We start from the raw sequence: 23,657 nt of genomic DNA on the forward strand, positions 1-23,657 counted from the left end.
AAAAGGAACCCAAAAAAGGTTCACCTTTAAGACCAGTATATGACACACGCTACATTTGGACATTTCGTTCAATCTATTCTAAAGGTGTTTCTTTAGTCCTATTAACTTAATTATTACATTACCATAATAATTTTTTTATTAATAGCTTGAAATTTTCCAAAGTGAAAAAATTAATGCCTTATATCATACATTCCTTTGCAATTAATTCATAGGAATGAATTCGCTCTTTGTAGGAATGTGTAATCGTCACTAGCATCATTTCATCCGCTTCATATATTGATTGTAGCTCGAGCAACTGTTGCTTAACTTCTTGTGGATTACCAATAATTAGCTTACTTTTCATCTTTTCTATACTCGTTTTTTCAACGTCGGTTAGCTCGTATTGTTCGGCTTCTTCAACTGAAGGAACCCCATGCCGCCCCTCACCTTTTGCAAGCTGTATTTTCCAAAGTAGTTGACTTAACGCGATTTGCTCTGCTTTCTCAGTTGTTTCTGCACAAATTACAGAAACTGCAACAATAGATTTAGGTTTAGATGATACCTTGCTCGGCTCAAAGTTTTCCATATACGATTTCACGATATCAGGTCCATCTTTGTCGCTCATAAAGTGTCCAAATGCATAGGCTAAGCCCTTTTGCGCAGCAAGGTACGCACTTTTACAACTAGTCCCTAGTATCCACGGTTGTGGAGCAATAGCTGGTATAGGTGATGCCGTAATGTTTGCATACATATGGTCATTTGGAAAAGTACCTTGTAAAAACTGAAGCAATTCTTTAATGGAATTTGGAAAATTATATACTTCTTTCAAAAAATTATTAGATAGTGCCATCGTAACTTCAGCCGAACCTCCTGGTGCTCTACCTATCCCTAAATCAATTCTTTCAGGGAATAATGTTGCTAGCATATTAAAGACTTCAGCTACTTTATATGGTTTATAGTGAGGGAGCAAAACGGCCCCAGCACCAATCCGTATCTTCTCTGTATTTGCCCCTATATAAGCTAACATTACTTCAGGAGCTGAACATGATAGGCCTGAAAAATCATGATGTTCAGCAATCCAGTATCGTATAAATCCTAATTTTTCTCCAACTTGAGCTAGTTCCAAGGACGCTTGAAGAGCTTCCCTTGGAGTTTTCCCTGAAGACATTGGCGCTTGATCTAGTATACTTAATTTCATATTTCTTTACTTCTCCAACTAACTATATATTCAAAGTTTTCATTTGGAAGGTTCAACATTGGTTCTTCGACTGCCCATTCACCTTGTAATGCTAATTCCTTACAAGCTAATTCAAACTGACACATCGCAATACCCATATCTAATAACTGCATATCATACCCTAGCTTAGTACTGTAATTAGGTGTGTGTTCAATGTAAAAATGACAAATATCCTGATTGTCAGATAAAACTAATCTCCACGGTTGTTTATTGGATGCAGAAGGACCCAGACGAACCATTTCAATTGGTGTTTCCAGAAATCCAGCTTGACCTTTTGTTAACGCCTTTTCAAACGAAGTATCAAAAAAAAGGCGATCCCATGGCTTTTTATTATCTGCTTTGACAACAAAGCGTAACACTTTATCAAACATTCGCTGTTTGTCTTTCTCATAACCAATGGGAGTCACACAAGGAATAAACTCTCCTTTAGAAATCGCTATTTCTTTTTCGAATGAATGACGATGAAATGTTCCTCCCATCCAACACGTACCGAGTTCCATTTCCGTCAAATATAATACTAAACGATGAAATGTATAGCCAAAATCAACAAGTGCATATTTATTGTTTTCAGAAACTCCTACTAAATAAGCGCTTGGGTTTTTAATAAATCCATAGGTTCCTAATTTAATCCCTTTGTCTGTTACATTGTTTGTCACATGAACCATTTGGATTTTTCCTCTTTTTCCAAACGGACCTAATAGATTGGCTACATTTGTAAGGTAATCATTAATTTTATTCGCATGGGCTTCTCTGATGTTTTGAGAATCGTATGTTCTTACCGACTGTCGCTTTCTCATTGTTTCTATTACTGATTTTTCAAAACTCATTGTCGCCTCCTACTAGTTTTCTGACTTGATTTCCCCGTCCTCAATGACAACATCATATGAAATTTCTTCTAAATAATGATAGATTCGCTTGCGGTATTCGTCACCTTTATCAACAATTACATCGTTATCTATATAGTACGGATTAAACTTCATTTTCACTTGTTCATCTTCAATAATAATACTTAATAAGCCTGTTTCTGCTGTTGGTCCTGAAATATAGTCTGGAAATAAAAAATTCCCCAAAGAGTAAGCGATTGGTTTCCCATCATAAAATTCAAAGCCTTGCAAAACATGTGGATGGGCTCCAATCACAGCATCAGCACCAGCATCAATCATCTTTCGTGCATAATCACGTTGGTAATTTTCTGGTCGGTTCGCACGTTCAATTCCCCAATGCATATAAACTAAAACATAATCAGTATTAGCCTTTTCCTTTTCAATAATTTCTATTACTCTTTCTTCCTGATAACCGCTCGCAATTCCAGGCTTCGTATCCGTTGCATACCATGATACATCAGGTAAAACCCTTGAAAAGGCTAAAAACGTAATTTTTTGATCGTTCAAAACGACCGTATGTGAAGAATAGGCTTCTTCACTATTTTTTCCTGCTCCAACGAAATCAATTCCGTATTCTCGTAGGTATTTGATCGTATCTAATAGACCTTCTTCACGATAATCCATCGTATGATTATTCGCTAAAGAAACGAGGTCAAACCCCGCATTCACTAATCCCTCTAGTTTTTTAGGGTTTGCTTTAAAATTAAATTGTTTACCAAATGAGTTATTAGTTGTTGTAACGGCAGTTTCTAAATTTGCAACTGCGTAATCCGCCTTATGAATAACTTCTTTTACAAACTGGAAAGGGTAGTCAACCCCTTTTGTATTGATAGTATTTTTTAACGACATGTCCATCATTACATCACCGACGAAGATGATTTCAATTGGCTCTAGATCTTTTTTTAAAAACGCAGGTACCACCTCTTCATCTAAGGGCTTCTCTAGTAATACCTCATCCGCCTTCAATATTAAATTTTTAGCCGATTTTTCAACCGTTGTTGCTTCACTACACCCTACTAAAAATAATACTAGAATAAGACTAAGTATTTTCTTCACCCAAATTTCTCCTCTTTTATCTAATAATCTATCTATTACTTTCATCATATCACTACACTTCTTAACAAGAAATGTAAAATTTTATGTATTTCTTAGATTGTTTATTTTTCTATAACCATTGAAAACAAAAAGATGTTTAGTATTTTATACGCATGACTTTTATCTCTAATTTTAAGTTTAATAAAACTTCCATATATCTATTATACTAGTTAAGATTATGATTGTACTCTAGATGAAAACACTTTCAACAAAAGTCAAATGGGGCTCAGGCTCAAGTATAAAATTGTTTGGATCGTCAATAAATAAAAAATCGTGTGTTTCTTAATCGTTGTTTTCTTTTTGGGACATTTTTCAAATTTTAGTATAGGATAATCATTTTCTACAAATAGTAGTAAAGATTATTTTTAGCAAAAAATAGGAGGTGCCTCAATGGACGCGCAACGTGCACAAGAAATTTCTTCGTCACAAAACATGAAAGCAGTCACTTATAACGGTCAACAAGTATATATTGAACACGTCGATCAAGACAATGAAATGGCAACCATTCACCCAATGGATGACCCAAATCAAAAAATGAGTGTTTCTGTAAGAAATTTATCAGAGCAATAATTCATCGAGACATCACTAAAAACAGCTTGGGAAGCGGTAAACTTTCAAGCTGTTTTTTTATCGAACAATATTATTTTCGTTTTGTGCTACTCACAAGAAAACGAATAACTTAAATTTAAAAACGACGTTTCAATGGTAGCTCCACCATCAATTTCCAAGCATCTAGTCGTTAATTGACTAATTTCTTTTGTATGAAAGTATGATTGCGAACCAATTAAAAATACAATTACCACAACAGATAATACCCCAATTATTGAGAGTTGTTGTTTCATTGTTAAATTTTTGAGCTTCATTTAGTAACTCCTTTCAAATTTGCCCTATGTATATTGTAATGGAGAAATTCTCCAAACAAAAGGTTTAAATATATCACCATTCTTTTTTGGTAGCGGGAAGAGTGACTTAGATAGGAATCGTGTTGCAACATCTCAGCTCCAGTTTATGTATAAAACCCGTTTTAATCGATAGTTTGCAACCATTCACTTCCAGCACAAGATCGCTTCATGGTGTGCGTCCTTTACAAACTACGTCCCATATTCTTTAAATATTCCCAATTTTTAACTCGTCTCTAGGTTTATGCCCTGTCACTAGATAAACGGTGTCATAGGCTATTATGTATTCTTTGACAAATAATACCTCTAGAGGAGTGCTGCCTTCATGAATTATTACCCATATTATACTGGAATTACCCAACACCCTACTACCTACTACGGACCTTATCAACAAAGCCAATACGTTTCACAAGTCCAACCTGAACAACAATCCATGATAAGACAACAACCAGAACTTCAAGACCTACAGCAGCAGGTGAATGAATTAACGCGACAAAACCAAGAACAGGCAACCGAACTCACTCGCCAAAACCAAGAAATAGGACGTATTAATAGTGAAATTAACCGAATTAACGAAGAGATCCGTCGTATTAATGGTGAAATTAGTCGACTTAATCGTAATGATGAACTTCATACGGATCGCTTAAATCGCTTAAATCGACGAGTTCGTACGATTGAGAGAAACTTAAATATACCCGTAACACCAACTAACGATGGATTTTAAACGTAAATGCAGCAGAGGCACTAACACCCCTGCTGCAATTTTCCTCCTTTAAATACTTGTTTCGTATATCTTTAGATCGATGATTGGTTTCAAGAAATTCTTTGTGATTGCTCCACTAACTCCTGCAATCGACTTTTACAAGATAATTCCTTTTCTTTATCCTTTTCGTTGATTGCTTCATGTAATTCCATTAATAAGTAATTGATTTCTAACTTGATCATATGTTCTTTTGTTTCATTTGTTATTGGTGGGGCTAGTTTCTTTTGTTCTTCCACTTTTCTTTGTGTTTGAATTAATTTTATATCTTGTTGCCTTTTTTCAAATCTACGTTCTTTTCTTTCAAAAACATTTTCAATGCCCATCATCTTTTTTCTTGCTTCAAATAATAGTTCATTAAATGCGATAGAAAAAGTTCTTTCGTTCGTTGTTAACTCATCAATGGTTAGTCTAAGTACACCGTCTTCTTCTTTAAATGGAAGATTATATTTCTTGTCGCCATGTATAATAAGCCTGTTATATCCATCATTCGTTACCCACTCATACCGATATGCTTGTTCTATTCTTTCTAAAAAAGATTGCACTAATTTTTTATCCATTTGAATTTGTATGTTTGTAAAGCGCCCAACAAAACTCATAAGATCACCTCTATGCCTTTTATGTGGTTTCCTTATTTGAAATACCATTCTAATAGTTGTAAAAAATGAAATTAGAGCTCAGTTTAATTTTCTTAATATTATAATAATTTATGAATGTGTACTTGTCCATATACTAAATTTTACTACTATGAAACTCTGCAAAAACCATTCTTCAACTTAACTAAAATCAAAAAGAGAGTCCTAACATTCAATTAGTCCTCTCAATCTTATTTATTTTATAGCAAACTCTTTGATTACTTTGTATTTAGAGCCATCCATCGGAGTCATCCATACCGATAAAGAGTATTCACCTAGTTTAAGGTCTAAGTCATTTAAATCGATTGTGTATTCTAGCTTTTCACCTTCATTTAACTCTTCCTCACCTAACGCTTGCAGAAATGTAGAAACGCTCGAAAAGAGGAATACTTCTTTTCCTGACTTGGTAGTTACGGAATAATCGATACGTTGTGAACTTGAAAACTCCATCGTAACAACCTCACCCGATTGATTCATAACTTCATAGTTAAACACCAGCGGGCTCTCTTCAACTAGACTGATCACCATATCACCGTCAATCATTTGATCTCCCCCACTATTCGAGTCCTGGCTTGCTTTTTCACTCCCTAAACCACATCCAGTTAACATCATTCCTATCGCTAGTAGAAAAACAAAGAATTTTTTCATTACGACATCCCCCTTTTTATTTATCTACTTTATATGACGTTATAGTATAGAAAAGGTTTCAAAAAAATTGTAAGCTTGTACCTTAAAATTGGATATATAAAAGTGTCAGGCATCCAACCACAAAGTATTATTGTTCTATAATAAAGAACTATAACATTTGATTAAGGAAGCACTGACACTTATAAGTTACATTTATGAACTAACCATCATTCCCCCATTAACATGCAGGACTTGACCTGTGACATACTTTGAATCGTCCGCAGCTAGATATACATAAGTTGGGGCTAACTCAAACGGTTGACCAGCTCGTTTTAATGGTACATCTGTACCAAATATTTTCACTTCTTCAGCTGGAAACGAAGATGGGATGAGCGGTGTCCAAATTGGACCTGGAGCAACAGCATTAACTCGGATCTTTAGCTCTGCGAGGTTTTGGGATAATGACCGTGTAAATGCAACTACCGCACCTTTTGATGAAGTATAATCAATTAATGTCTCATGCCCTTCATAAGGTACGACAGATGTTGTGTTAATAATACTATTCCCTTCTTTTAAATAAGGAAGAGCAAACTTTGTCATATAAAAAAACGAATGAATATTTGTCTTAAATGTTTCATCCCATTGTTCAATTGAAATATCAAGTAAACTTTTTTGAACATACTGAACTGCATGGTTATTCACTAAAATATCTATTGTGCCAAAGTTTTTTACTGTTTCATTTATAATATAATCGCAATGGGTTGGCTCTTTTAGATCAGCTATATAAAGCAAACATTGCTGACCAAGCTCTTCCACCCTTCTCTTTGTGCGAAATGCATCTTCATTTTCATATTCTTTAAAATATGGAAGGACGACATTTGCTCCTTCTTTTGCAAAAGCGATAGCAACTGCAGCGCCGATTCCACTATCTCCACCTGTAATAATAGCTACTTTATTTTTCAGCTTTTTGCTACCTTTATAGTTAGGATTTTCAATAATTGGCTTAGGTTCCATTAGTCGTTCAATCCCAGGATGAAAATCTTGTTCCTGAGGAGGAAACGATATTAGCTGTTCCTCACATTTTTCTTCGACTCCGAAATACGGATACTTAGGATATTCTTTCATCGTATCCCCCCTAATTTATGAATCCACTTAACTCGTTTACATATAGTAGGTTCTTACCTATGGACTCTATACAGTATTCATAGTTAAATTGTCCTGTGTATGATCAAATATTTCAGTTAGGAACTTGATTTTTTCTTTATTTAGTGGAGAATACATTAAAAAACACCTAAACCCATACCTAAAGGGCCCAAGTGTTTTCAGTAAAGCCATTTATTGTTTTTCTTCTTGTTCTTTCTTTTCTGCAGCTTCTGCCTCAGCCAATTTAGCTAGAAGAATATGTTGTGGCATGTGCATTATCTGTTCTAACGGCATATTTAAAGATTTCGCTAACTTTTGCGCTGTTTCTGCTGAAATTTGTAGTGGTCTCATCATGAATTCCTCCAGTATTACCCTTCATTTGTAATATCATTCAATTAATATGTTACTAGTATATCATCTATTTTACCTCTAACAAAACTGTTGAGAAATTATATTCGTTCTTGCTATTACTAATATAAATACTACTTTTTCGCCTGTACAACATAAAAAGTTCCTAACGCATGTGCTATCAGCGTTTCATTTTCATCTTCAATATTACATTGAGCAACTACGGTTGTTTTTCCCTTATGCAAGAAATTGGTTTTAGCATAGAGCTTTTCTCCAGTGCCATTTTTTATAAAATTCATTTTTAGTTCAAGGGTAAAAACTTTTTCACCTTCTTTTAAATGATTATTGATGATTTCTTTCCCGATGCAAATATCAGCAAATGTATACAGTGCTCCTCCCTGAGCAACGCCGAAATAATTTTCATTAAATTTTCCTAATCTAATAAAATCTCTACCTTTTTCATCTTGGTCTACCCCTATAAATCTCCCAAAGTAGTGAAGGTTATATTTCCCCTCCCCTTTTACCTTTGGACTTTTATACGCCATGATCACACGATGAATTTCTTCTAGTTCACTTGTAGAAAGTCCTTGTAATTCGTCAATGATCTTATCAAACAACGTTATCACCGACCTTTTCTGTATATTTTAATAACATATTGTTTAGACCGCTACTCCCTAAATTCATTCAATCTAGCAAAGAAATCCTGTAAAAATTCGTAAAATAGTTGCTCTGTTGGCAGTAATACTCGTTCTGTAGGGGTGATAACTCCTACTGTACGCGTAACGCTTGGTTCCATTAACGGTATTTTTACAGTCGATCGTGGCAAGCTGTCTACTAGTGTAACTTCAGGCATTAGAGTAACGCCAAGCCCTGCTGACACAAGTCCTTTCAAAGCATCGATATCGTCCCCTTCAAATGCGACATGAGGGTGGAATCCGAGCTCTGTACAAGCATTAACAACAATATTTCTAAAAACAAATCCTTCTGGTAATAATACAAAAGGATCATCTTTTAAATCTAATAATTTTATAGAAGAACGGTCAGATAGAGGATGATGCATTGGCAAAAGCGCTACAACATTTTCTGTGAATAATATTTTGCTCTTAACTTTCTTTTCTTGCATTGGTACGGGGCCTATCAATGCCATATTAAATTCGCCTTTAACAACCCCGTCAATCAAATCGCGATATAGTGCTTGCTTCAATTGGAATTTCGCCTCTGGATAATGTTTTCTAAAAGCATAGATTGCTGTGGGTAGTGTATATGCTGCTAGACTAATCGGGAAAGCGACTCGAATCGTCCCTTTTTCAGGGTCTAAATATTCAGCTACTTCTCTTGTAGCATCATCAATGACATTCATCGCATGTTTCATTCTTTCTAAAAACATTTTACCAATCGGTGTTAATTTTACACTTCGACCTTCTCTAATAAACAAATCGACACCAAGTTCATTTTCCAAATTAAAAATTTGGCGACTAACTGCAGACTGTGCTACATGTAAGGCATCTGCCGCTTCTGTAACGTGTTCTCTTTTGGCAACTTCCATAAAATATTTTATTTGTCTGATTTCCACCTTAGGACCCTCACTTTTTAATTAATCTCAAAAAAGCATGAACTATATCGATTTTTGATATTGTTTAGATTGTTTATTTAATTATAAAATAAAATACAGTAAAAAATCTAACAAACAATAGATTAGAAAAAAATATATAATTTCTAATCTGTGAATAAATAAATGTATTTTTGGGGGTAGGGGTATATGAAAACAATGGAGAAAATGAAACAATCGTACACAAATGAAGTTAAAGAATATGTAGATTCAGTATTCGAAACAGTTAAAAAACGAAATGCGAACGAAGATGAGTTTTTACAAGCTGTTAAAGAAGTATTTGACTCATTAATTCCTGTTTTAGCAAAGAATCCACAATACATTAAACAAGCAATCCTTGAAAGAATCGTTGAACCCGAAAGAATTATTTCTTTCCGAGTACCATGGGTTGATGACCAAGGGAATGTCCAAGTAAACCGTGGATTCCGTGTTCAATTTAGCAGTGCAATTGGTCCATATAAAGGTGGTCTAAGATTCCACCCATCAGTAAATGCTAGTATCATAAAATTCTTAGGATTCGAGCAAATCTTTAAAAACTCGTTAACTGGTCAACCGATCGGTGGCGGTAAAGGTGGATCTGACTTTGACCCTAAAGGAAAATCCGACGGTGAAATTATGCGCTTTACTCAAAGCTTCATGACAGAGCTTAGCCGTTATATCGGACCAGATATCGACGTACCTGCAGGTGATATCGGTGTTGGTGCACGAGAAATTGGTTATATGTTTGGTCAATACAAAAAAATGCGTGGCGGTTACGAAGCTGGAGTATTAACGGGTAAAGGTCTTGGTTACGGAGGTAGCTTAGCTCGTAAAGAAGCTACTGGATATGGAACAGTTTATTTTGTAGAAGAAATGTTAAAAGATAAAGGATTAAGCTTTAAAGACAGTGTAGTAACTGTTTCTGGTTCTGGAAACGTATCTATTTATGCAATGGAAAAAGCAATGCAATTAGGTGCAAAAGTTGTTGCATGTAGTGATTCTGGCGGATACATTTACGATAAGAACGGAATTAACCTTGATACAGTGAAACGCCTAAAAGAAGTTGAAAGTAAACGTATTAGCGAGTACGTGAAAGAGCATCCAGAAGCTCTTTATTTCGAAGGCTGTACAGACATTTGGTCTATTCCTTGTGATATTGCACTTCCTTGTGCAACACAAAATGAAATTGATGAAAAATCGGCAAAGCTTTTAGTATCTAATGGCGTTAAAGCAATCGGTGAAGGCGCTAACATGCCATCAACCTTAGAAGCAATTGAAGTATTCTTAGAAGAAGATGTATTATTTGGACCTGCAAAAGCAGCTAATGCTGGTGGTGTTTCAGTATCTGCACTAGAAATGTCTCAAAATAGTATGAGACTTTCTTGGACATTTGAAGAAGTAGATGCAAAGCTTCACGAAATTATGAAAAACATTTACCGCGAAAGCGTTAAGGCCGCAGAAGAATACGATGCTCCTGGTAACCTTGTTGTTGGAGCAAACATCGCTGGGTTTGTGAAAGTAGCAGATGCAATGATCGCTCAAGGTGTTATTTAATTTTAAAAAAAGGCTTATGGGATAAATAAAGTGTACCCTTTGTAAAGGACATTTTAAAAAAAGTCTAGGCAGCTTTAAGAAGATGACCTCTGTATTGAACAGGGGTCATCTTTTTAAAATTCCATTGATATCTATATTGATTGTAGTATGTTATATATTGCTTTATCTCTCTCTTTAATTCATCTAGGGTAGTACATTCTTTTATACAAGCTTCATCTTTAAAATGACCAAAGAATGATTCCTGTGGAGCGTTATCCCAACAGTTTCCTCTTCTTGACATAGATTGGCGTAGACCAAGTTTCTTTACCGCTTTTTGGCCTTTACCGTAAAATAAATAAGTGATATCAGTTAGAAGAACTTTACCTGGAATATATTGCCCAAATTCCCGATTTAGAATGTTCGGAACCACTCTATGTTCCTGTGTAGCTTTCATCATCCGCCTATATGGATTTGCCTTTCTAATAGGGCATATAATACCGTATTTCTTCATAATTCTTCGTATTTGCTTCAAATTATAGACAATACTAAATTGACCCGCCAAAGTCATTTTGATTTGACGTGCCCCTTTCTTACGACGTTTAAAATGGAAAGCTTTCAGGATAATCTCTTTTACCTTCTCATCCGTCGCTTCCTTTTTGTTTCTACGTTTTTGTGACTTTTCGGAGAAATAATTGTAGTAACCAGAACGTGATACACCAGCCACCTCACATAAATAACTCACCCTATTCTTAAGGTCAAACTTCTCTATAACTGAACGGATAAGGATAAACATTTGTTCCGGAGGTAGGGTTATTGGTTCCTCTTCAGCCCCCTTTCTGCAAATCGTATCTTTTTTAGAAGTTCATTTTCTGCCTTTAATAAATTATGTTGGGCTTCTAATCTTGCATATTTTTCTTCTAAAGTAAGCTCCTTATCAGTAGGTTTTCCTGAGTTACCCTTTCTTGTATCACGTAGTCCTGATATCCCATTTTCCCGATAAGCAGCACGCCATCTCTTACCTGAAAATTCAACTCGTTTTTTCCCAATAACATCTATATCAAATCCACATTCCTCAAATATTTCCCTTGGAAATTTACCATTTTCATTCTCAGCAATAAAAATATGTTTAAATTCTTCCGTATAGGTAATCCCCTTTGGACTAACTGATTTAACATAAGGGTTATTAGAAAGTGCTTTAATCTCTTTCTCTGTAAATATCTTTTTACTCATTCGCTTTTCCCCAATCCCCATTTTTCTTAATTATACAAAAAAGTACCCTATAGGTAGACTTTTTTTAAGTGTCTACTCTATAGGGTACATTTTATAAATCCCATAAGCCTTTTTTGCATCGCTGTCTAAGCATATTGTTGCGATCAACACTAAGCCTTAACGGGGTCTAATGTTTTGTCCCCCCCTAATCTGTAACTTTCAATTATAACTTTCCTTGGCGGATCCATTGCCAGATTTTATACGTACCAAATAGTGCAACAAAGAATACTCCGATAAGACCGATCACCCAAATCGTAAGCATATTCAATTGTTGTAAGTCGCCTGCGTTTAAAATAATAAAAATTAAAATACCAATAAACATTAGCCAAGTCATCACAATTGGAACAATGTTTATGACTCGTAAGAATTTCCCTTCCTTCATACAATTCCCGCTTTCTATTTCAAATCTCACTAGTAGTAAGTCAATGAGTTCTTTTTACGTTTTTTATCTTAACATACCTCACCTTTTTATCAACCTTTAAACCATGAGCCAATTTACACTACTCAAAATTACTTCGCTAACCAAATCATCCTAAACTTTTTTTATTATTACATACAGGCCTATTCACGCATTAAACTTCTTACATAGTATGTACTATCCGTGCAAGGAAGGTGGTGATCTTATGAGTTACTACGGTTACGGTTGTAATTACGGATATGGCCCAGTAGCTGGTGCTGGTTATGGTCCTGGTTATGGCTTCGCGTTAATTGTTGTGTTATTCATCCTACTTATTATTGTAGGAACTGCGTTTACGCACAAGTATTAATCTTAAGGTAAACTCTTTGTATAAAGAGCGTCGTATATTCGACGCTCTTTATGATTTTGTTTAGTGAAGTAATGCTCAGTACATCCCTTTTAGACTGGTACATTGCCAATTCCGATTAAAAACATTACTCTAATCACCCTTTAATGTGATGATTATTATGAATATTGATAGTATAATGTAACTATACACAATGAACGGGATATATTTAAACTTTTTCAGAAATATTCCCCCTTAATGTGACAAGTCAATAAAACAAGGAGCTCTTTAGGAAAATGTTAAGAAAAGGACTAGATAATTCTAACATCCAAAGAATACTTGAAGCCTTACCTTTTGGTGTGTTAATTGTCGATGCAAAAGGTAGTTTTATTTTTATTAATTCTACCGTTTACGAAATTTGGGGTTTAGATCCATCAGACTTGACCATCCACTCCGTTTATGGGGACTACGAAGGTTATTATAAAAATACAGGTCAAAAAATTTCTGGACAAGATTGGGCCATTATTCGAGCGATTGAAAAAGGAGAAACATCGTTTGGTGAAGTCATTGGCATCCAAACCTTTGATGGAAGAAATGCTACCATACTAAATTCAGCGATTCCCCTTTTCAATGATGACGGGTCAATTGCTGGTGCGGTACTAACAATCTCTGATATTACAGAGGCTAAACAGCTTGATATTGAATTAAACATACATAAAAGATATCTTTCTAAACTTGTAGAGAGCAAAACAAAAGAGCTCCAAGAGAAAAATGAAAAATTGAAGAAAGAGATTGTTGAAAATGAAAGACTGCAAAAAAAGAAACGACAAATGGATCAACTACATTTAGTTGGAGAGATGGCTGTAGGTTTCGGACACGAAATACGTAATCGTATGACTACAGTAAAAATGCTTTTACAACTCCTATATGAAACAGATTTACCAGATCCTGAAAAAAAGCAATTGATTTCAACCGCATTATCAGATGTTGAAAATGCAAATGATATTATTTCAGAATTTATTACACTTTCTCATAATAAAAAAGTTGAATTACATCCTAATAACCTTAATGAGATTGTGACTGAAGCATTAAAGCTTCTTCAATCGGAACAAGATATTAATATTGACCGTTTTAATATTGAATTTATAAATCCTTTACCCACTATTTATGCAGATAAGGAAGAAATTAAATTACTTATCATAAATCTAATGAAAAATGGCTTTGAAGCAATGGAAGATCATCAGGTTTTAACAGTTCAAACTCAAATAAAAGGAAATGACATTCTCTTAATAATCAAAGATGAAGGATCTGGTATTAATCAAACGATATTAGATAAAATTTCGACTCCTTTCTTCTCAACAAAAGATGATCATCTTGGACTTGGCTTATCCAAGTGTTATAGTATTGCCGCTAGAAATCATGCAACGATATCGATGGAAACTGGCCAAAAAGGAACAACTGTTTTGGTGGCGTTTACTACAGGCCCCAAAAAATAGTCTAGGTCCTTCATATTAAAAATTACATTACGACAAAAAACTAGGAACAATTCGTTTCCTAGTTTTTTAGTGGAAATTTATTTTGTTACGTATACTTTTAAATACTCATCAACTGCTGTTGCAACTTCTCGTCCTTCGTTGATCGCCCATACGATTAAACTTTGGCCTCTTCTTGCATCTCCAGCAGCGAACACGCCATCGACGTTTGTTTTATAATCTCCATAAGCCGCAGCAATTTTATTATTTCTCGTTTCAACACCGAATTGTGTGAGTAACGGTTGTTCAGTTCCTTCAAATCCAATCGCGATGAAAACGTGTTGCGCTGGCCAAATTTTTTCTGTACCTGCAATTTCTTTAAAGTAGAAGTTTCCATTATCATCTTTTAGTTTTTCCATTTGAATCGTGTGGAGTTCTTTCACATTCCCGTCTCCATCTGCAACGATCTTCTTCGTTTGGATTGAATACTGACGTGGGTCTCCTCCGAATTTTGCTGCAGCTTCTTCATATGCATATTCTAAAGTAAACACGTTTGGATACGCTGGCCACATATTATTTGATGTACGTTTTTCTGGTAATCTTGGATGTTTACCAAATTGGACTACACTGCGGCAATTTTGACGTAGTGCAGTAGCGACGCAGTCTGCTCCTGTATCACCGCCACCAATGACGATCACATCTTTATCTTTTGTATCGATAAACTTTCCGTCTGTAAAGTTTGAATCAAGTAAGCTCTTTGTTGTGTCTGTTAAGTAGTCCATTGCAAAGTGAATACCGTTTGCTTCTCGACCTTCAATCACGAGATCGCGCTGTTTTTGTGCTCCTGTACATAGGATAACAGCATCATATTGTGCTTGAAGCTCTTCTGCTGAAATATCTTTTCCAACTTCCGTATTTGTTATAAAATCGATGCCTTCCTGTGTGAGTAATTCAATACGACGCTCAACGATTTCTTTTTCAAGTTTCATGTTTGGAATACCATACATAAGTAATCCACCTGGACGATTAGCACGTTCATAAACCGTTACTGAATGCCCTTTTTGGTTTAGCATATCGGCACTTGCTAACCCTGCTGGACCTGAACCGACGATCGCAATCTTTTTACCAGTACGCTTTTTTGGAATACGCGGTGTGATCCAACCATTTTCAAAACCTTTGTCAATGATCGTACGCTCAATGTTTTTAATAGAAACCGCAGGATCTGAAATCGCAACCGTACAGGACCCTTCACAAGGAGCTGGACATACTCTTCCTGTGAATTCAGGGAAATTATTTGTCATCATTAAGCGGTCTAACGCTTCTTTCCATCTGCCGCGATACACTAAATCATTCCATTCGGGAATTAAGTTATGAATCGGGCAGCCTGTGGTTACCCCTTGTAAATCAGTTCCCATATGGCAGAAAGGAGTGCCGCAATCCATGCAGCGGGCTCCTTGCTGGCTTAACATTTCATCAGAAAAAATAGAGGAATACTCTTTCCAGTCACCTAATCGTGTCAGTGGATTTTTTTCTTTTGGTTTTTGACGCGGATAGTCTATAAATCCTGTAGCTTTTCCCATGTCTCCCTCTCCTTTCTACTGTCCTATTACTTCTAATTTTTTTTCAGTAGCTTTAACTTTTTTCTCTTGTGCCGCATTTGTTTGAAAAGCAGTCATTATCGCCTGGTCCTGTGTTAATCCTGCTTGTTTCTGCTCACGAATACTTTCCATCATTCGTTTATAATCTTTTGGAATGACTTTTACAAACCTTCCAACATATTGATCCCAACTGTTAAGCACTTCACTTGCTTTTTGACTTCCTGTATATCCTAAGTGTTTAGAAATCAACTCACGAACTTCATTTATGTCTTCATCGGTTACTAATGTTTCGAACTCAATCATTTCGTCATTACACAGCAACCTAAATTCTTCTACACTATCAGGTAAAACGTAAGCAATTCCACCTGACATACCTGCACCAAAGTTTTTACCCACTTCACCTAAAATAACAACGCGTCCACCAGTCATATATTCACAACCATGGTCACCGATACCTTCAACAACAACTTGTGCTCCGCTGTTACGAACTGCAAAACGTTCGCCAGCTTGACCGTTGATATAAGCTTCTCCACTCGTTGCACCAATGAAAGCAACATTACCTGCGATGACATTTTCTGAAGCATTGAATGTTGACTCTGTTGGTGCTTTTACTATGAGCTTCCCACCAGATAAACCTTTACCGATATAGTCATTTACATCACCAATTAAATGAAGCGTCATTCCACGAGGAACGAAGGCTCCGAAACTTTGACCAGCTGAACCAGTAAACCGTAGTGTAATTGTATCTTCAGCAAGACCTTCCTCACCAAAGCGCTGTGAAATTTCACTACCAACAATCGTACCAACTACTCGTTGTACGTTTGTAATTGGGAATGAAACATCTACTGGCTTTTTATTTTCTAACGCTGATTGAACTACAGGTAATATTTCTTGAATGTCTAACGATTGATCGATTTTATGATTTTGTGATCTTTGGCGTATACGAGATCCTTCTGCTTGGTATAGGAGCGTTGATAAATCAAGCTGCTTCGCTTTCCAATGAGACTTTGCACGCTCACTTACTTCAAGTACATCAGTACGGCCGACCATCTCATCCATCGATCTAAAACCGAGTTCAGCCATCAATTCCCGAACTTCTTCAGCAACAAAGCGCATATAGTTTACGATATGGTCTGGGTCACCTGTAAATTTGTCTCGAAGTTCTGGATTTTGTGTTGCCACACCGACTGGGCACGTATCTAAATGACACGCGCGCATCATGATACAACCTAAAACAACAAGTGGCGCTGTAGCAAAAGCAAATTCTTCTGCTCCAAGGATCGCTGCCATTACAACATCTTTCCCTGTCATTAGCTTCCCGTCAGTTTCTAGTACAACACGATCACGTAAACCGTTAAGCATTAATGTTTGATGTGCTTCTGCAAGTCCAAGCTCCCACGGTAAACCCGTATGCTTAATACTTGTTTTTGGAGAAGCCCCTGTTCCACCATCATATCCACTAATGACGATAACATCTGCTGCACCTTTAGCGACCCCAGCTGCAATTGTACCTACACCCGCTTTTGAGACGAGCTTAACGCTTATTCGTGCATGACGATTTGCATTTTTTAAATCATGAATTAACTGGGCTAAATCTTCAATCGAGTAAATGTCATGATGTGGTGGTGGTGAAATTAATCCAACACCTGGTGTTGATCCGCGGACTTCAGCTACCCAAGGGTATACTTTGTTTCCTGGAAGCTGACCACCTTCACCTGGTTTTGCTCCTTGTGCCATTTTAATTTGCAATTCATCTGCATTAACTAAGTAATGACTTTTTACACCGAAACGACCCGATGCAATTTGTTTAATCGCACTACGACGATTGTCACCATTTTCACTGATTGTGTAGCGGTTTGCATCCTCTCCACCTTCACCACTATTACTTTTTCCACCAATACGGTTCATAGCGATTGCCAATGTCTCATGTGCTTCTTTACTCAATGATCCAAAGGACATTGCTCCTGTTTTAAAACGGCGAACTATTGAATCTACTGATTCTACATCTCCTATCGGTAACGACTTACGTGATGGATCAAAAGTAAATAAGTTACGAAGGAAGCCTATTCTTTCTTCATTTGCCATTTTCGAATACTTTTTATATAAGCTATAATCACCTTTTCGGCATGCCCATTGAAGTGTATGGATCGTATGTGGATTAAACGCATGGAATTCTCCATCTTTTCGCCACTGGAAGTCACTACCTGACTCTAAAGATCTATCACTAAGTTCTTTGTACGCCTGTTCATGACGAACTACCGCTTCTTTTGCAATCGTTTCTAAATCGACTCCTCCGATTTGAGATGCTGTTCCTGTAAAATAACGTTTAATCACTTCAGCACCAATCCCAACCGCTTCAAAAACTTGAGCACCGCGGTAACTTTGTACAGTAGAGATCCCCATTTTTGACATGACTTTAACGACACCTTCTGTTACACCTTTCACGTACTTCTTCACAGCTTCCTCATAGCTAACTGCTAAACTACCATCAATCACAACTTGTTTATAAGTTTCGAATGTTAAGTAAGGATTTATCGCATCGATGCCATATCCGATTAATGCCGCAAAGTGATGAACCTCTCTCGCTTCACCTGTTTCTGCGATTAAACTCACTTTTGTACGTAATCCTTGACGTACAAGGTGGTGGTGTAGAGCACTCCCTGCAAGTAGTGTAGGGATAGCTACTTGAGCTTCGTTCATGTTCCTATCAGACAAGATTAATAGACTTACTCCATCCTGGATCGCTTGTTCAGCTTTAGCAAACAATTGCTCCAAGGCACTTTCTAAATTACTTGTGAAAACAGTATCTATCGTTGCACTTTGAAATTTCGGATTTTTATTTGCTTTTAACTGTGCTAATTGACCGTTCGTTAAAACAGGTGTTTCAAGTTGAATGCGATGGCAATTTTCTTCATTAGGATGAAGAATATTACCTTCTGCACCTAAATATGACACAGTCGCTGTTACAAGTTGTTCACGAATAGAATCAATAGGTGGGTTCGTAACTTGTGCAAACGTTTGTTTAAAATAATTAAACAGTGACTGCGGACGATCCGATAAGACAGCTAATGGACTATCATTTCCCATTGATCCAATCGGGTCTTTTCCTTCATTAATGATGGCGATTAAATATTTTTGTACATCTTCATACGTATAACCAAACGCTTTTTGACGTATAACCAAGTCCTGTACAGATTGGTCATTTTCTTTTATTTTCCCTTCTAACTTAACAAGTTGCTCATCTAGCCATTTTTGATATGGTTCTGCACTTGCCATTTCGGACTTAATTTCCTCGTCTGAAATAATACGCCCCTCTTCTAAATCAATTAGAAGCATTTTCCCTGGACTTAAACGATCTTTGTATTCAACATTTTCTGGCTCCACATCAATAACACCGACTTCTGATGAGAAGATGATATAGTCATCTTTAGTTACATAGTAACGAGCAGGTCGTAGACCATTTCGATCTAAAATTGCTCCAATTTGCTTACCATTTGTAAACGAAATCGCTGTAGGACCATCCCAAGGTTCCATTAAACAGCTATGGTACTCATAAAAAGCTTTCTTCTCTATCGACATATGCGGATTCTCTGTCCACGGCTCTGGAATTAACATCATCGCTGCATGTGCAGGTTTGCGTCCAGACAGTACAAGAAACTCTAATGCATTATCAAGAATAGAAGAGTCACTTCCATCTGTATCTAAGATCGGTAATACTTTTGGTAGATCATCACCAAACGCTTTAGAAATAAATTGTTGTTCACGAGCTTTCATCCAGTTTACATTACCTTGTAATGTATTAATCTCCCCGTTGTGGATTAAATATCTATTCGGATGTGCTCTCTCCCAACTAGGGAATGTGTTTGTACTAAAGCGAGAGTGAACTAAAGCGAATGCAGACGTAAACTCCTCATCTTGTAAATCCAAATAGAAAGCATCCACTTGTTCAGGAGTTAACAAGCCTTTGTATACGATCGTTTGACTTGAAAGGCTTGCAAAGTAAAAGCGTGTATCTTGTTCTTTAGCAAAGCATTCGGCTTGTTTTCGGATAATGTACAATTTTCGTTCAAATGCAATATCTTCTTTGAGACCCTCATTTGCGCCAATAAACACTTGGCGGATCGTCGGACAGGTTGCTTTCCCACCTTCACCAAGTTGTGTTGGATCGACAGGTACCGTTCTCCACCCTAACAATGTCTGTCCTTCTTCCCTGATCAATCCATTGATACGCTTTTCAATTTCAATCCGCTCAACATCATTATTAGAAAAGAAAATCATTCCTACACCATAACGACCTTTTTCAGGTAAATTCATTTCTGGACATACTTTTTTAAAATATTGATCTGGAACTTGAACCATTAACCCAGCTCCATCGCCTGTTAGCGGATCACTACCTTGGCCTCCACGGTGATCAAGTTGACAAAGCATTCCCAAACCTTTTTTTACAATATCATGTGTTGCTAATCCTTTAATATGAGCGTATAAACCAATTCCGCACGCATCATGCTCAAACTCTGGTCGATAAAGTCCTTGCGCTTTTGGCATATGATTGTATGTCATATATTCTCCCCCTTTTGTGTATTTCACGTTTGATTTCTTGTATAGTATTATTTTAGGTTTTCAAATCGATATAAACAATATATGATTTAGATAGAAACAATCTTGAATCAATATAGATAGGAGTGAAGGTTATCGATGGAGTTACGTCAATTGCGTTATTTTATCGAAGTGGCAGAACGTGAACACTTCACTGAAGCAGCAGAACATCTCCATGTCGCGCAATCTGCAATTAGTCTACAAATCTCAAAACTTGAAGCAGAATTAGGTGTTACATTGTTCGAACGTACCGGTCGGAACATAAAATTAACGCCAATTGGTAAGACGTTCTTAATTCATACAAAAAAAGCGATTAGAGCGATTGATTATGCGAAGGAAAAGATCGATGAACATCTGGATCCTGAAAAAGGAACGATTAAAATTGGTTATCCAACAAGTCTTGCTAATCATTTGTTACCAACTGTAATTTCAGCATTTAAGGCAAACTACCCTAATGTTGCTTATCATTTGCGGCAAGGTTCTTATGCACTATTACTAGATTCAGTTAAAAATGGAGACATTGATTTAGCTTTTCTTGGCCCCGTACCAAGTAATGATCCAGATCTTTTTACTGATATACTATTTTCTGAAGGAATTTCATTATTAGTTCCAGCCAATCATCCCCTAGCAGATAAAAAAAGTGCATCACTCAGTGACTTAAGAACGGATGACTTCGTCTTATTTCCTAAAGGCTATGTCTTACACGACATTGCGGTCGAAGCCTGTAAGAAAGCTGGATTTAAACCGAATATTACAGCCGAAGGTGAGGACATGGATGCGATCAAAGGACTCGTTTCTGCAGGAATTGGTGTCAGTCTTTTACCAGATGGAACTTTTTACGATCGCGAATCAAGATTAACAACCAAAATTTCTATTTCTTCTCCTGAAGTAAAGCGAACAGTCGGAATTATTACACCTAAAAACCGCGAGCTTGCCCCAACGGAAAAGGTATTTTACGAGTTTGTTAAAAAATTCTTTACCCGATTAGATAAATTCCAATAGTAGAATTACTATCTCAAAAAACGAGAAAGAGCCAGGCGGCCTCCAAACTATGTTGGAGAGCACCTGACTCTATTGAGGTAGTTTTTAATCTATTTATTTGGGTCATTATCTACTCGCTCTACTTTGTCGAGTTGTATCTTATACTTTATCTTTTCTTTCAGAACAAGTTCTTTATCTACATAGATACGGCAGTTGAGATTTTTCCACCCGCCAATTTTCACCTTTACCTTTGTAGTTTTACCGTAATCATCAATAGAACCATTCAACTGGTAGAACGACCACAACCAGTGATACCAGCGAGTTCTTTCATTTTGATCGACTAAGTTTTCGTTAATATATAACTCTTCTTTATTATATTCATTGTTTACTAAAATAGTATTGTTCCCATATTTCACATTGAACTGTTGCTTTAAATCGCTTTTAACCTTTTCCCATTCCTGGTCAACATCTTCATCTTTTTCAGGTCTATTTTTCCTTTTGACTTTACTAAACAACCATTCAAATAAATAGATAATGATGAATAAAGAAAGTAACATGATGAAGAAGTTATCAAATAAAGTACCCTTTGTTATCACAGCATAATAATAACCAAATAAATACATTATACCAATATAGATTACAAGCTTACATAATTTTAAAAACATTTTTTCGACTCCTAGTCATTAATAGGAAGGATTATCCAAAACTTCCATAATGATTATAACATAGCTTACCTTAAAAGATTCACTTACTTACTAAACTACTACTATAAGCTTAAGGAGAACAACAGCGACTATTGAAATTTAGCGTAAGTTCCCCTTCCCCTTTAAGCAACTTCCTTATTTCTTCAGGTACTCTTACTTTTTTTCTCGTTTGTCTATTAACTGTAGTGAGGACTATTTGCGAAGACGCAACCAGTGTCTGATGTTGATCCTGGACTTGTTGCTGCAACGTGAAGCTAGTATTACCGATCCGTTCAATTTGTGTATAAATGTTTATTTTGTCATGATTAAACACTTCTTTTTTAAAATCAGTACTCATATGGACCACTAGTGCCTCTACTCCAATTGAGATACAGTATTCATACCAATTATAACGTGCTTCATCTAAGTACCCCAGAAGTTCAACATTACTTAAATGACTATGCTTAGTCTCAACTACAATTTGTAATTCAGAATATGTCAATTTTATTCCTCCCCTTAATTAAAATCCAAACACTTCCATTGTTAATTAGTTTGATTTTACTATGTTTTCAATTTTTAAATAATAAGTAAACTGTGGTATTCTTAGTGATACTTCCTATATAATAGCCCACTATAACTCTTCAACTTCTTTCATCGTCGGCATCCCAGACTGCGCCCCCATTTTAGTCACCGCATGTGACGATACTTTTATAGCAAATTCAATAGCTTGGTGCAGTGGTTGTTTTGACGCTATCCCATATGCAAGTGCCCCATTAAATGCATCTCCGGCACCAGTCGTATCCACTACATCTACTTTTCTACTAGGTAGTTCAACCAGCTGTTCACCTTTTTTAAACATAACACCTTGTTCCCCTCGGGTGAGAATAACGTGTTGAATACCTTTTTGCTGAAGGGACTTGAAGGCTGCTTTATATTCATTTCCTGGTATGTATCCTGTAATCAATGAAAATTCTGTTTCATTCGGTGTAAAATACGTGATTTTTTTTAATATACTTTCTGGTAATTGTGTTGCTGGTGCTGGGTTTAATAAGACTGGAACATTATGTTGATAAGCAAGTGAAATAACTTCGTCAACAATTGATAAAGGAATTTCTAACTGAAGGACGACAATATCACTATTAACGATTAATTCCTTGTTCATTTCGATCCATCTCGACGTTAGCTCAAAATTAGCTCCTGGAACGACAATTATATGGTTATCATCAGATGAGACCGTAATTTGAGCTATACCTGTCGGTTTCTCCTTACTTGTGTCAATTCCAGTGATATCAATTCCTTCTTCTATCAGCTTCTTTTTTAATTCACCTCCGTTCGAATCGGCTCCGATGCAACCGACAAAAGACACTTCAGCTCCTAACCTTGCTGCGGCAACTGCTTGGTTTGCACCTTTTCCCCCTGGTGAATTTGTGTAGTTTAGTCCAAGTATCGTTTCCCCTGGAGACGGGAAACGAGAAGTTTCCGTAATTAAATCCATATTAATACTACCGACTACCGTAATTTTTGGTGGGGATTGACACATACTATCACCTACAATTCATCGATTTAGTAAGATTATTTTTATTTACA

Annotated in this window: 22 protein-coding genes and 1 pseudogene; 6 read left to right on the plus strand and 17 right to left on the minus strand. The window is 36.3% G+C overall.

Annotated elements, in window-relative coordinates; all coding sequences use genetic code 11:
• Positions 1-178: 178 nt before the first annotated feature.
• From GKP30_RS00945 to GKP30_RS00955, 3 genes are read right to left on the minus strand one after another with little or no spacing between them, the layout of a single operon-like run.
• Positions 179-1,177, minus strand: a complete 999-nt coding sequence (locus GKP30_RS00945) for an LLM class flavin-dependent oxidoreductase (RefSeq protein ID WP_216827509.1) — start codon at positions 1,175-1,177, stop codon at positions 179-181.
• The gene (locus GKP30_RS00950; protein WP_216827510.1) at positions 1,174-2,043 is read right to left on the minus strand and encodes a nitroreductase family protein; all 870 of its coding nucleotides are present in this window, start codon (positions 2,041-2,043) and stop codon (positions 1,174-1,176) included. The genes GKP30_RS00945 and GKP30_RS00950 overlap by 4 nt, the downstream gene beginning before the upstream one ends.
• A 12-nt stretch (positions 2,044-2,055) precedes the next feature.
• Positions 2,056-3,156 carry a CapA family protein gene (locus GKP30_RS00955; protein WP_328703102.1) on the minus strand — a complete coding sequence of 367 codons (1,101 nt, stop codon included), beginning with the start codon at positions 3,154-3,156 and terminating at the stop codon, positions 2,056-2,058.
• Positions 3,157-3,585: 429 nt separating this feature from the next.
• Here GKP30_RS00955 and GKP30_RS00960 point away from each other — a divergent pair, with 429 nt between their 5' ends.
• Positions 3,586-3,765 carry an H-type small acid-soluble spore protein gene (locus tag GKP30_RS00960; RefSeq protein WP_216827511.1) on the plus strand — a complete coding sequence of 60 codons (180 nt, stop codon included), beginning with the start codon at positions 3,586-3,588 and terminating at the stop codon, positions 3,763-3,765.
• 86 nt (positions 3,766-3,851) lie between these two features.
• Here the strand turns inward: GKP30_RS00960 and GKP30_RS00965 are convergent, their stop codons facing one another.
• Entirely contained in the window at positions 3,852-4,058 is a 207-nt protein-coding gene (locus GKP30_RS00965) for a hypothetical protein (RefSeq protein WP_216827512.1), read from the minus strand.
• Between the two features lie 361 nt (positions 4,059-4,419).
• Between GKP30_RS00965 and GKP30_RS00970 the strand changes: the two genes are divergently transcribed.
• Entirely contained in the window at positions 4,420-4,818 is a 399-nt protein-coding gene (locus GKP30_RS00970) for a hypothetical protein (protein ID WP_216827513.1), read from the plus strand.
• Between the two features lie 89 nt (positions 4,819-4,907).
• On the opposite strand, the gene GKP30_RS00975 is transcribed toward GKP30_RS00970, so the two are convergent.
• The 6 genes from GKP30_RS00975 to GKP30_RS01000 form a co-directional block, all read right to left on the minus strand.
• On the minus strand, positions 4,908-5,453 hold the full coding sequence (locus tag GKP30_RS00975) for a hypothetical protein (protein ID WP_216827514.1): 546 nt from the start codon (positions 5,451-5,453) through the stop codon (positions 4,908-4,910).
• A 231-nt stretch (positions 5,454-5,684) separates the two neighbouring features.
• Entirely contained in the window at positions 5,685-6,137 is a 453-nt protein-coding gene (locus tag GKP30_RS00980) for a BsuPI-related putative proteinase inhibitor (protein ID WP_216827515.1), read from the minus strand.
• Positions 6,138-6,329: 192 nt separating this feature from the next.
• Positions 6,330-7,241, minus strand: coding sequence for an SDR family oxidoreductase (locus tag GKP30_RS00985; RefSeq protein ID WP_216827516.1), 912 nt, complete (start codon positions 7,239-7,241; stop codon positions 6,330-6,332).
• A 210-nt stretch (positions 7,242-7,451) separates the two neighbouring features.
• Entirely contained in the window at positions 7,452-7,610 is a 159-nt protein-coding gene (locus GKP30_RS00990; protein WP_216828066.1) for a YycC family protein, read from the minus strand.
• A 131-nt stretch (positions 7,611-7,741) separates the two neighbouring features.
• Complete coding sequence (locus GKP30_RS00995; RefSeq protein WP_216827517.1) at positions 7,742-8,224, minus strand: PaaI family thioesterase; 483 nt, start codon at positions 8,222-8,224, stop codon at positions 7,742-7,744.
• A gap of 50 nt (positions 8,225-8,274) precedes the next feature.
• On the minus strand, positions 8,275-9,180 hold the full coding sequence (locus GKP30_RS01000) for a LysR family transcriptional regulator (protein WP_216827518.1): 906 nt from the start codon (positions 9,178-9,180) through the stop codon (positions 8,275-8,277).
• Positions 9,181-9,366: 186 nt separating this feature from the next.
• Here GKP30_RS01000 and gdhA point away from each other — a divergent pair, with 186 nt between their 5' ends.
• On the plus strand, positions 9,367-10,749 hold the full coding sequence (gene gdhA, locus GKP30_RS01005) for an NADP-specific glutamate dehydrogenase (RefSeq protein ID WP_216827519.1): 1,383 nt from the start codon (positions 9,367-9,369) through the stop codon (positions 10,747-10,749).
• A gap of 64 nt (positions 10,750-10,813) precedes the next feature.
• Here the strand turns inward: gdhA and GKP30_RS01010 are convergent.
• Positions 10,814-11,958: pseudogene (locus tag GKP30_RS01010) on the minus strand (IS3 family transposase).
• A gap of 202 nt (positions 11,959-12,160) precedes the next feature.
• Entirely contained in the window at positions 12,161-12,379 is a 219-nt protein-coding gene (locus tag GKP30_RS01015) for a hypothetical protein (RefSeq protein ID WP_216827520.1), read from the minus strand.
• 241 nt (positions 12,380-12,620) lie between these two features.
• Here GKP30_RS01015 and GKP30_RS01020 point away from each other — a divergent pair, with 241 nt between their 5' ends.
• Both GKP30_RS01020 and GKP30_RS01025 read left to right on the plus strand, forming a co-directional pair.
• On the plus strand, positions 12,621-12,764 hold the full coding sequence (locus tag GKP30_RS01020; protein WP_216827521.1) for a YjcZ family sporulation protein: 144 nt from the start codon (positions 12,621-12,623) through the stop codon (positions 12,762-12,764).
• 272 nt (positions 12,765-13,036) lie between these two features.
• The gene (locus tag GKP30_RS01025; protein ID WP_216827522.1) at positions 13,037-14,236 is read left to right on the plus strand and encodes a two-component system sensor histidine kinase NtrB; all 1,200 of its coding nucleotides are present in this window, start codon (positions 13,037-13,039) and stop codon (positions 14,234-14,236) included.
• Between the two features lie 77 nt (positions 14,237-14,313).
• Here the strand turns inward: GKP30_RS01025 and gltD are convergent, their stop codons facing one another.
• Both gltD and gltB read right to left on the minus strand, forming a co-directional pair.
• Positions 14,314-15,792 (minus strand): glutamate synthase small subunit, encoded by a 1,479-nt coding sequence (gene gltD, locus GKP30_RS01030; protein ID WP_216827523.1) that lies wholly within the window; start codon positions 15,790-15,792, stop codon positions 14,314-14,316.
• Positions 15,793-15,807: 15 nt separating this feature from the next.
• Positions 15,808-20,370, minus strand: a complete 4,563-nt coding sequence (gene gltB / locus GKP30_RS01035; protein ID WP_216827524.1) for a glutamate synthase large subunit — start codon at positions 20,368-20,370, stop codon at positions 15,808-15,810.
• Between the two features lie 135 nt (positions 20,371-20,505).
• Between gltB and GKP30_RS01040 the strand changes: the two genes are divergently transcribed.
• A complete protein-coding gene (locus GKP30_RS01040) occupies positions 20,506-21,408 on the plus strand; it encodes a LysR family transcriptional regulator (RefSeq protein WP_216827525.1) in 903 nt (300 codons plus the stop codon).
• 89 nt (positions 21,409-21,497) lie between these two features.
• On the opposite strand, the gene GKP30_RS01045 is transcribed toward GKP30_RS01040, so the two are convergent.
• The 3 genes from GKP30_RS01045 to rbsK all read right to left on the minus strand — a co-directional run bounded on the left by GKP30_RS01045 (position 21,498) and on the right by rbsK (position 23,610).
• Positions 21,498-22,052 (minus strand): hypothetical protein, encoded by a 555-nt coding sequence (locus GKP30_RS01045; protein WP_216827526.1) that lies wholly within the window; start codon positions 22,050-22,052, stop codon positions 21,498-21,500.
• A gap of 109 nt (positions 22,053-22,161) precedes the next feature.
• Entirely contained in the window at positions 22,162-22,572 is a 411-nt protein-coding gene (locus GKP30_RS01050; protein WP_216827527.1) for an acyl-CoA thioesterase, read from the minus strand.
• Positions 22,573-22,701: 129 nt separating this feature from the next.
• Positions 22,702-23,610, minus strand: coding sequence for a ribokinase (gene rbsK / locus GKP30_RS01055; RefSeq protein ID WP_216827528.1), 909 nt, complete (start codon positions 23,608-23,610; stop codon positions 22,702-22,704).
• Positions 23,611-23,657 lie beyond the last annotated feature (47 nt).

The organism is Alkalihalobacterium elongatum (assembly GCF_019024285.1).
Lineage (GTDB): Bacteria > Bacillota > Bacilli > Bacillales > Bacillaceae_F > Alkalihalobacterium > Alkalihalobacterium elongatum.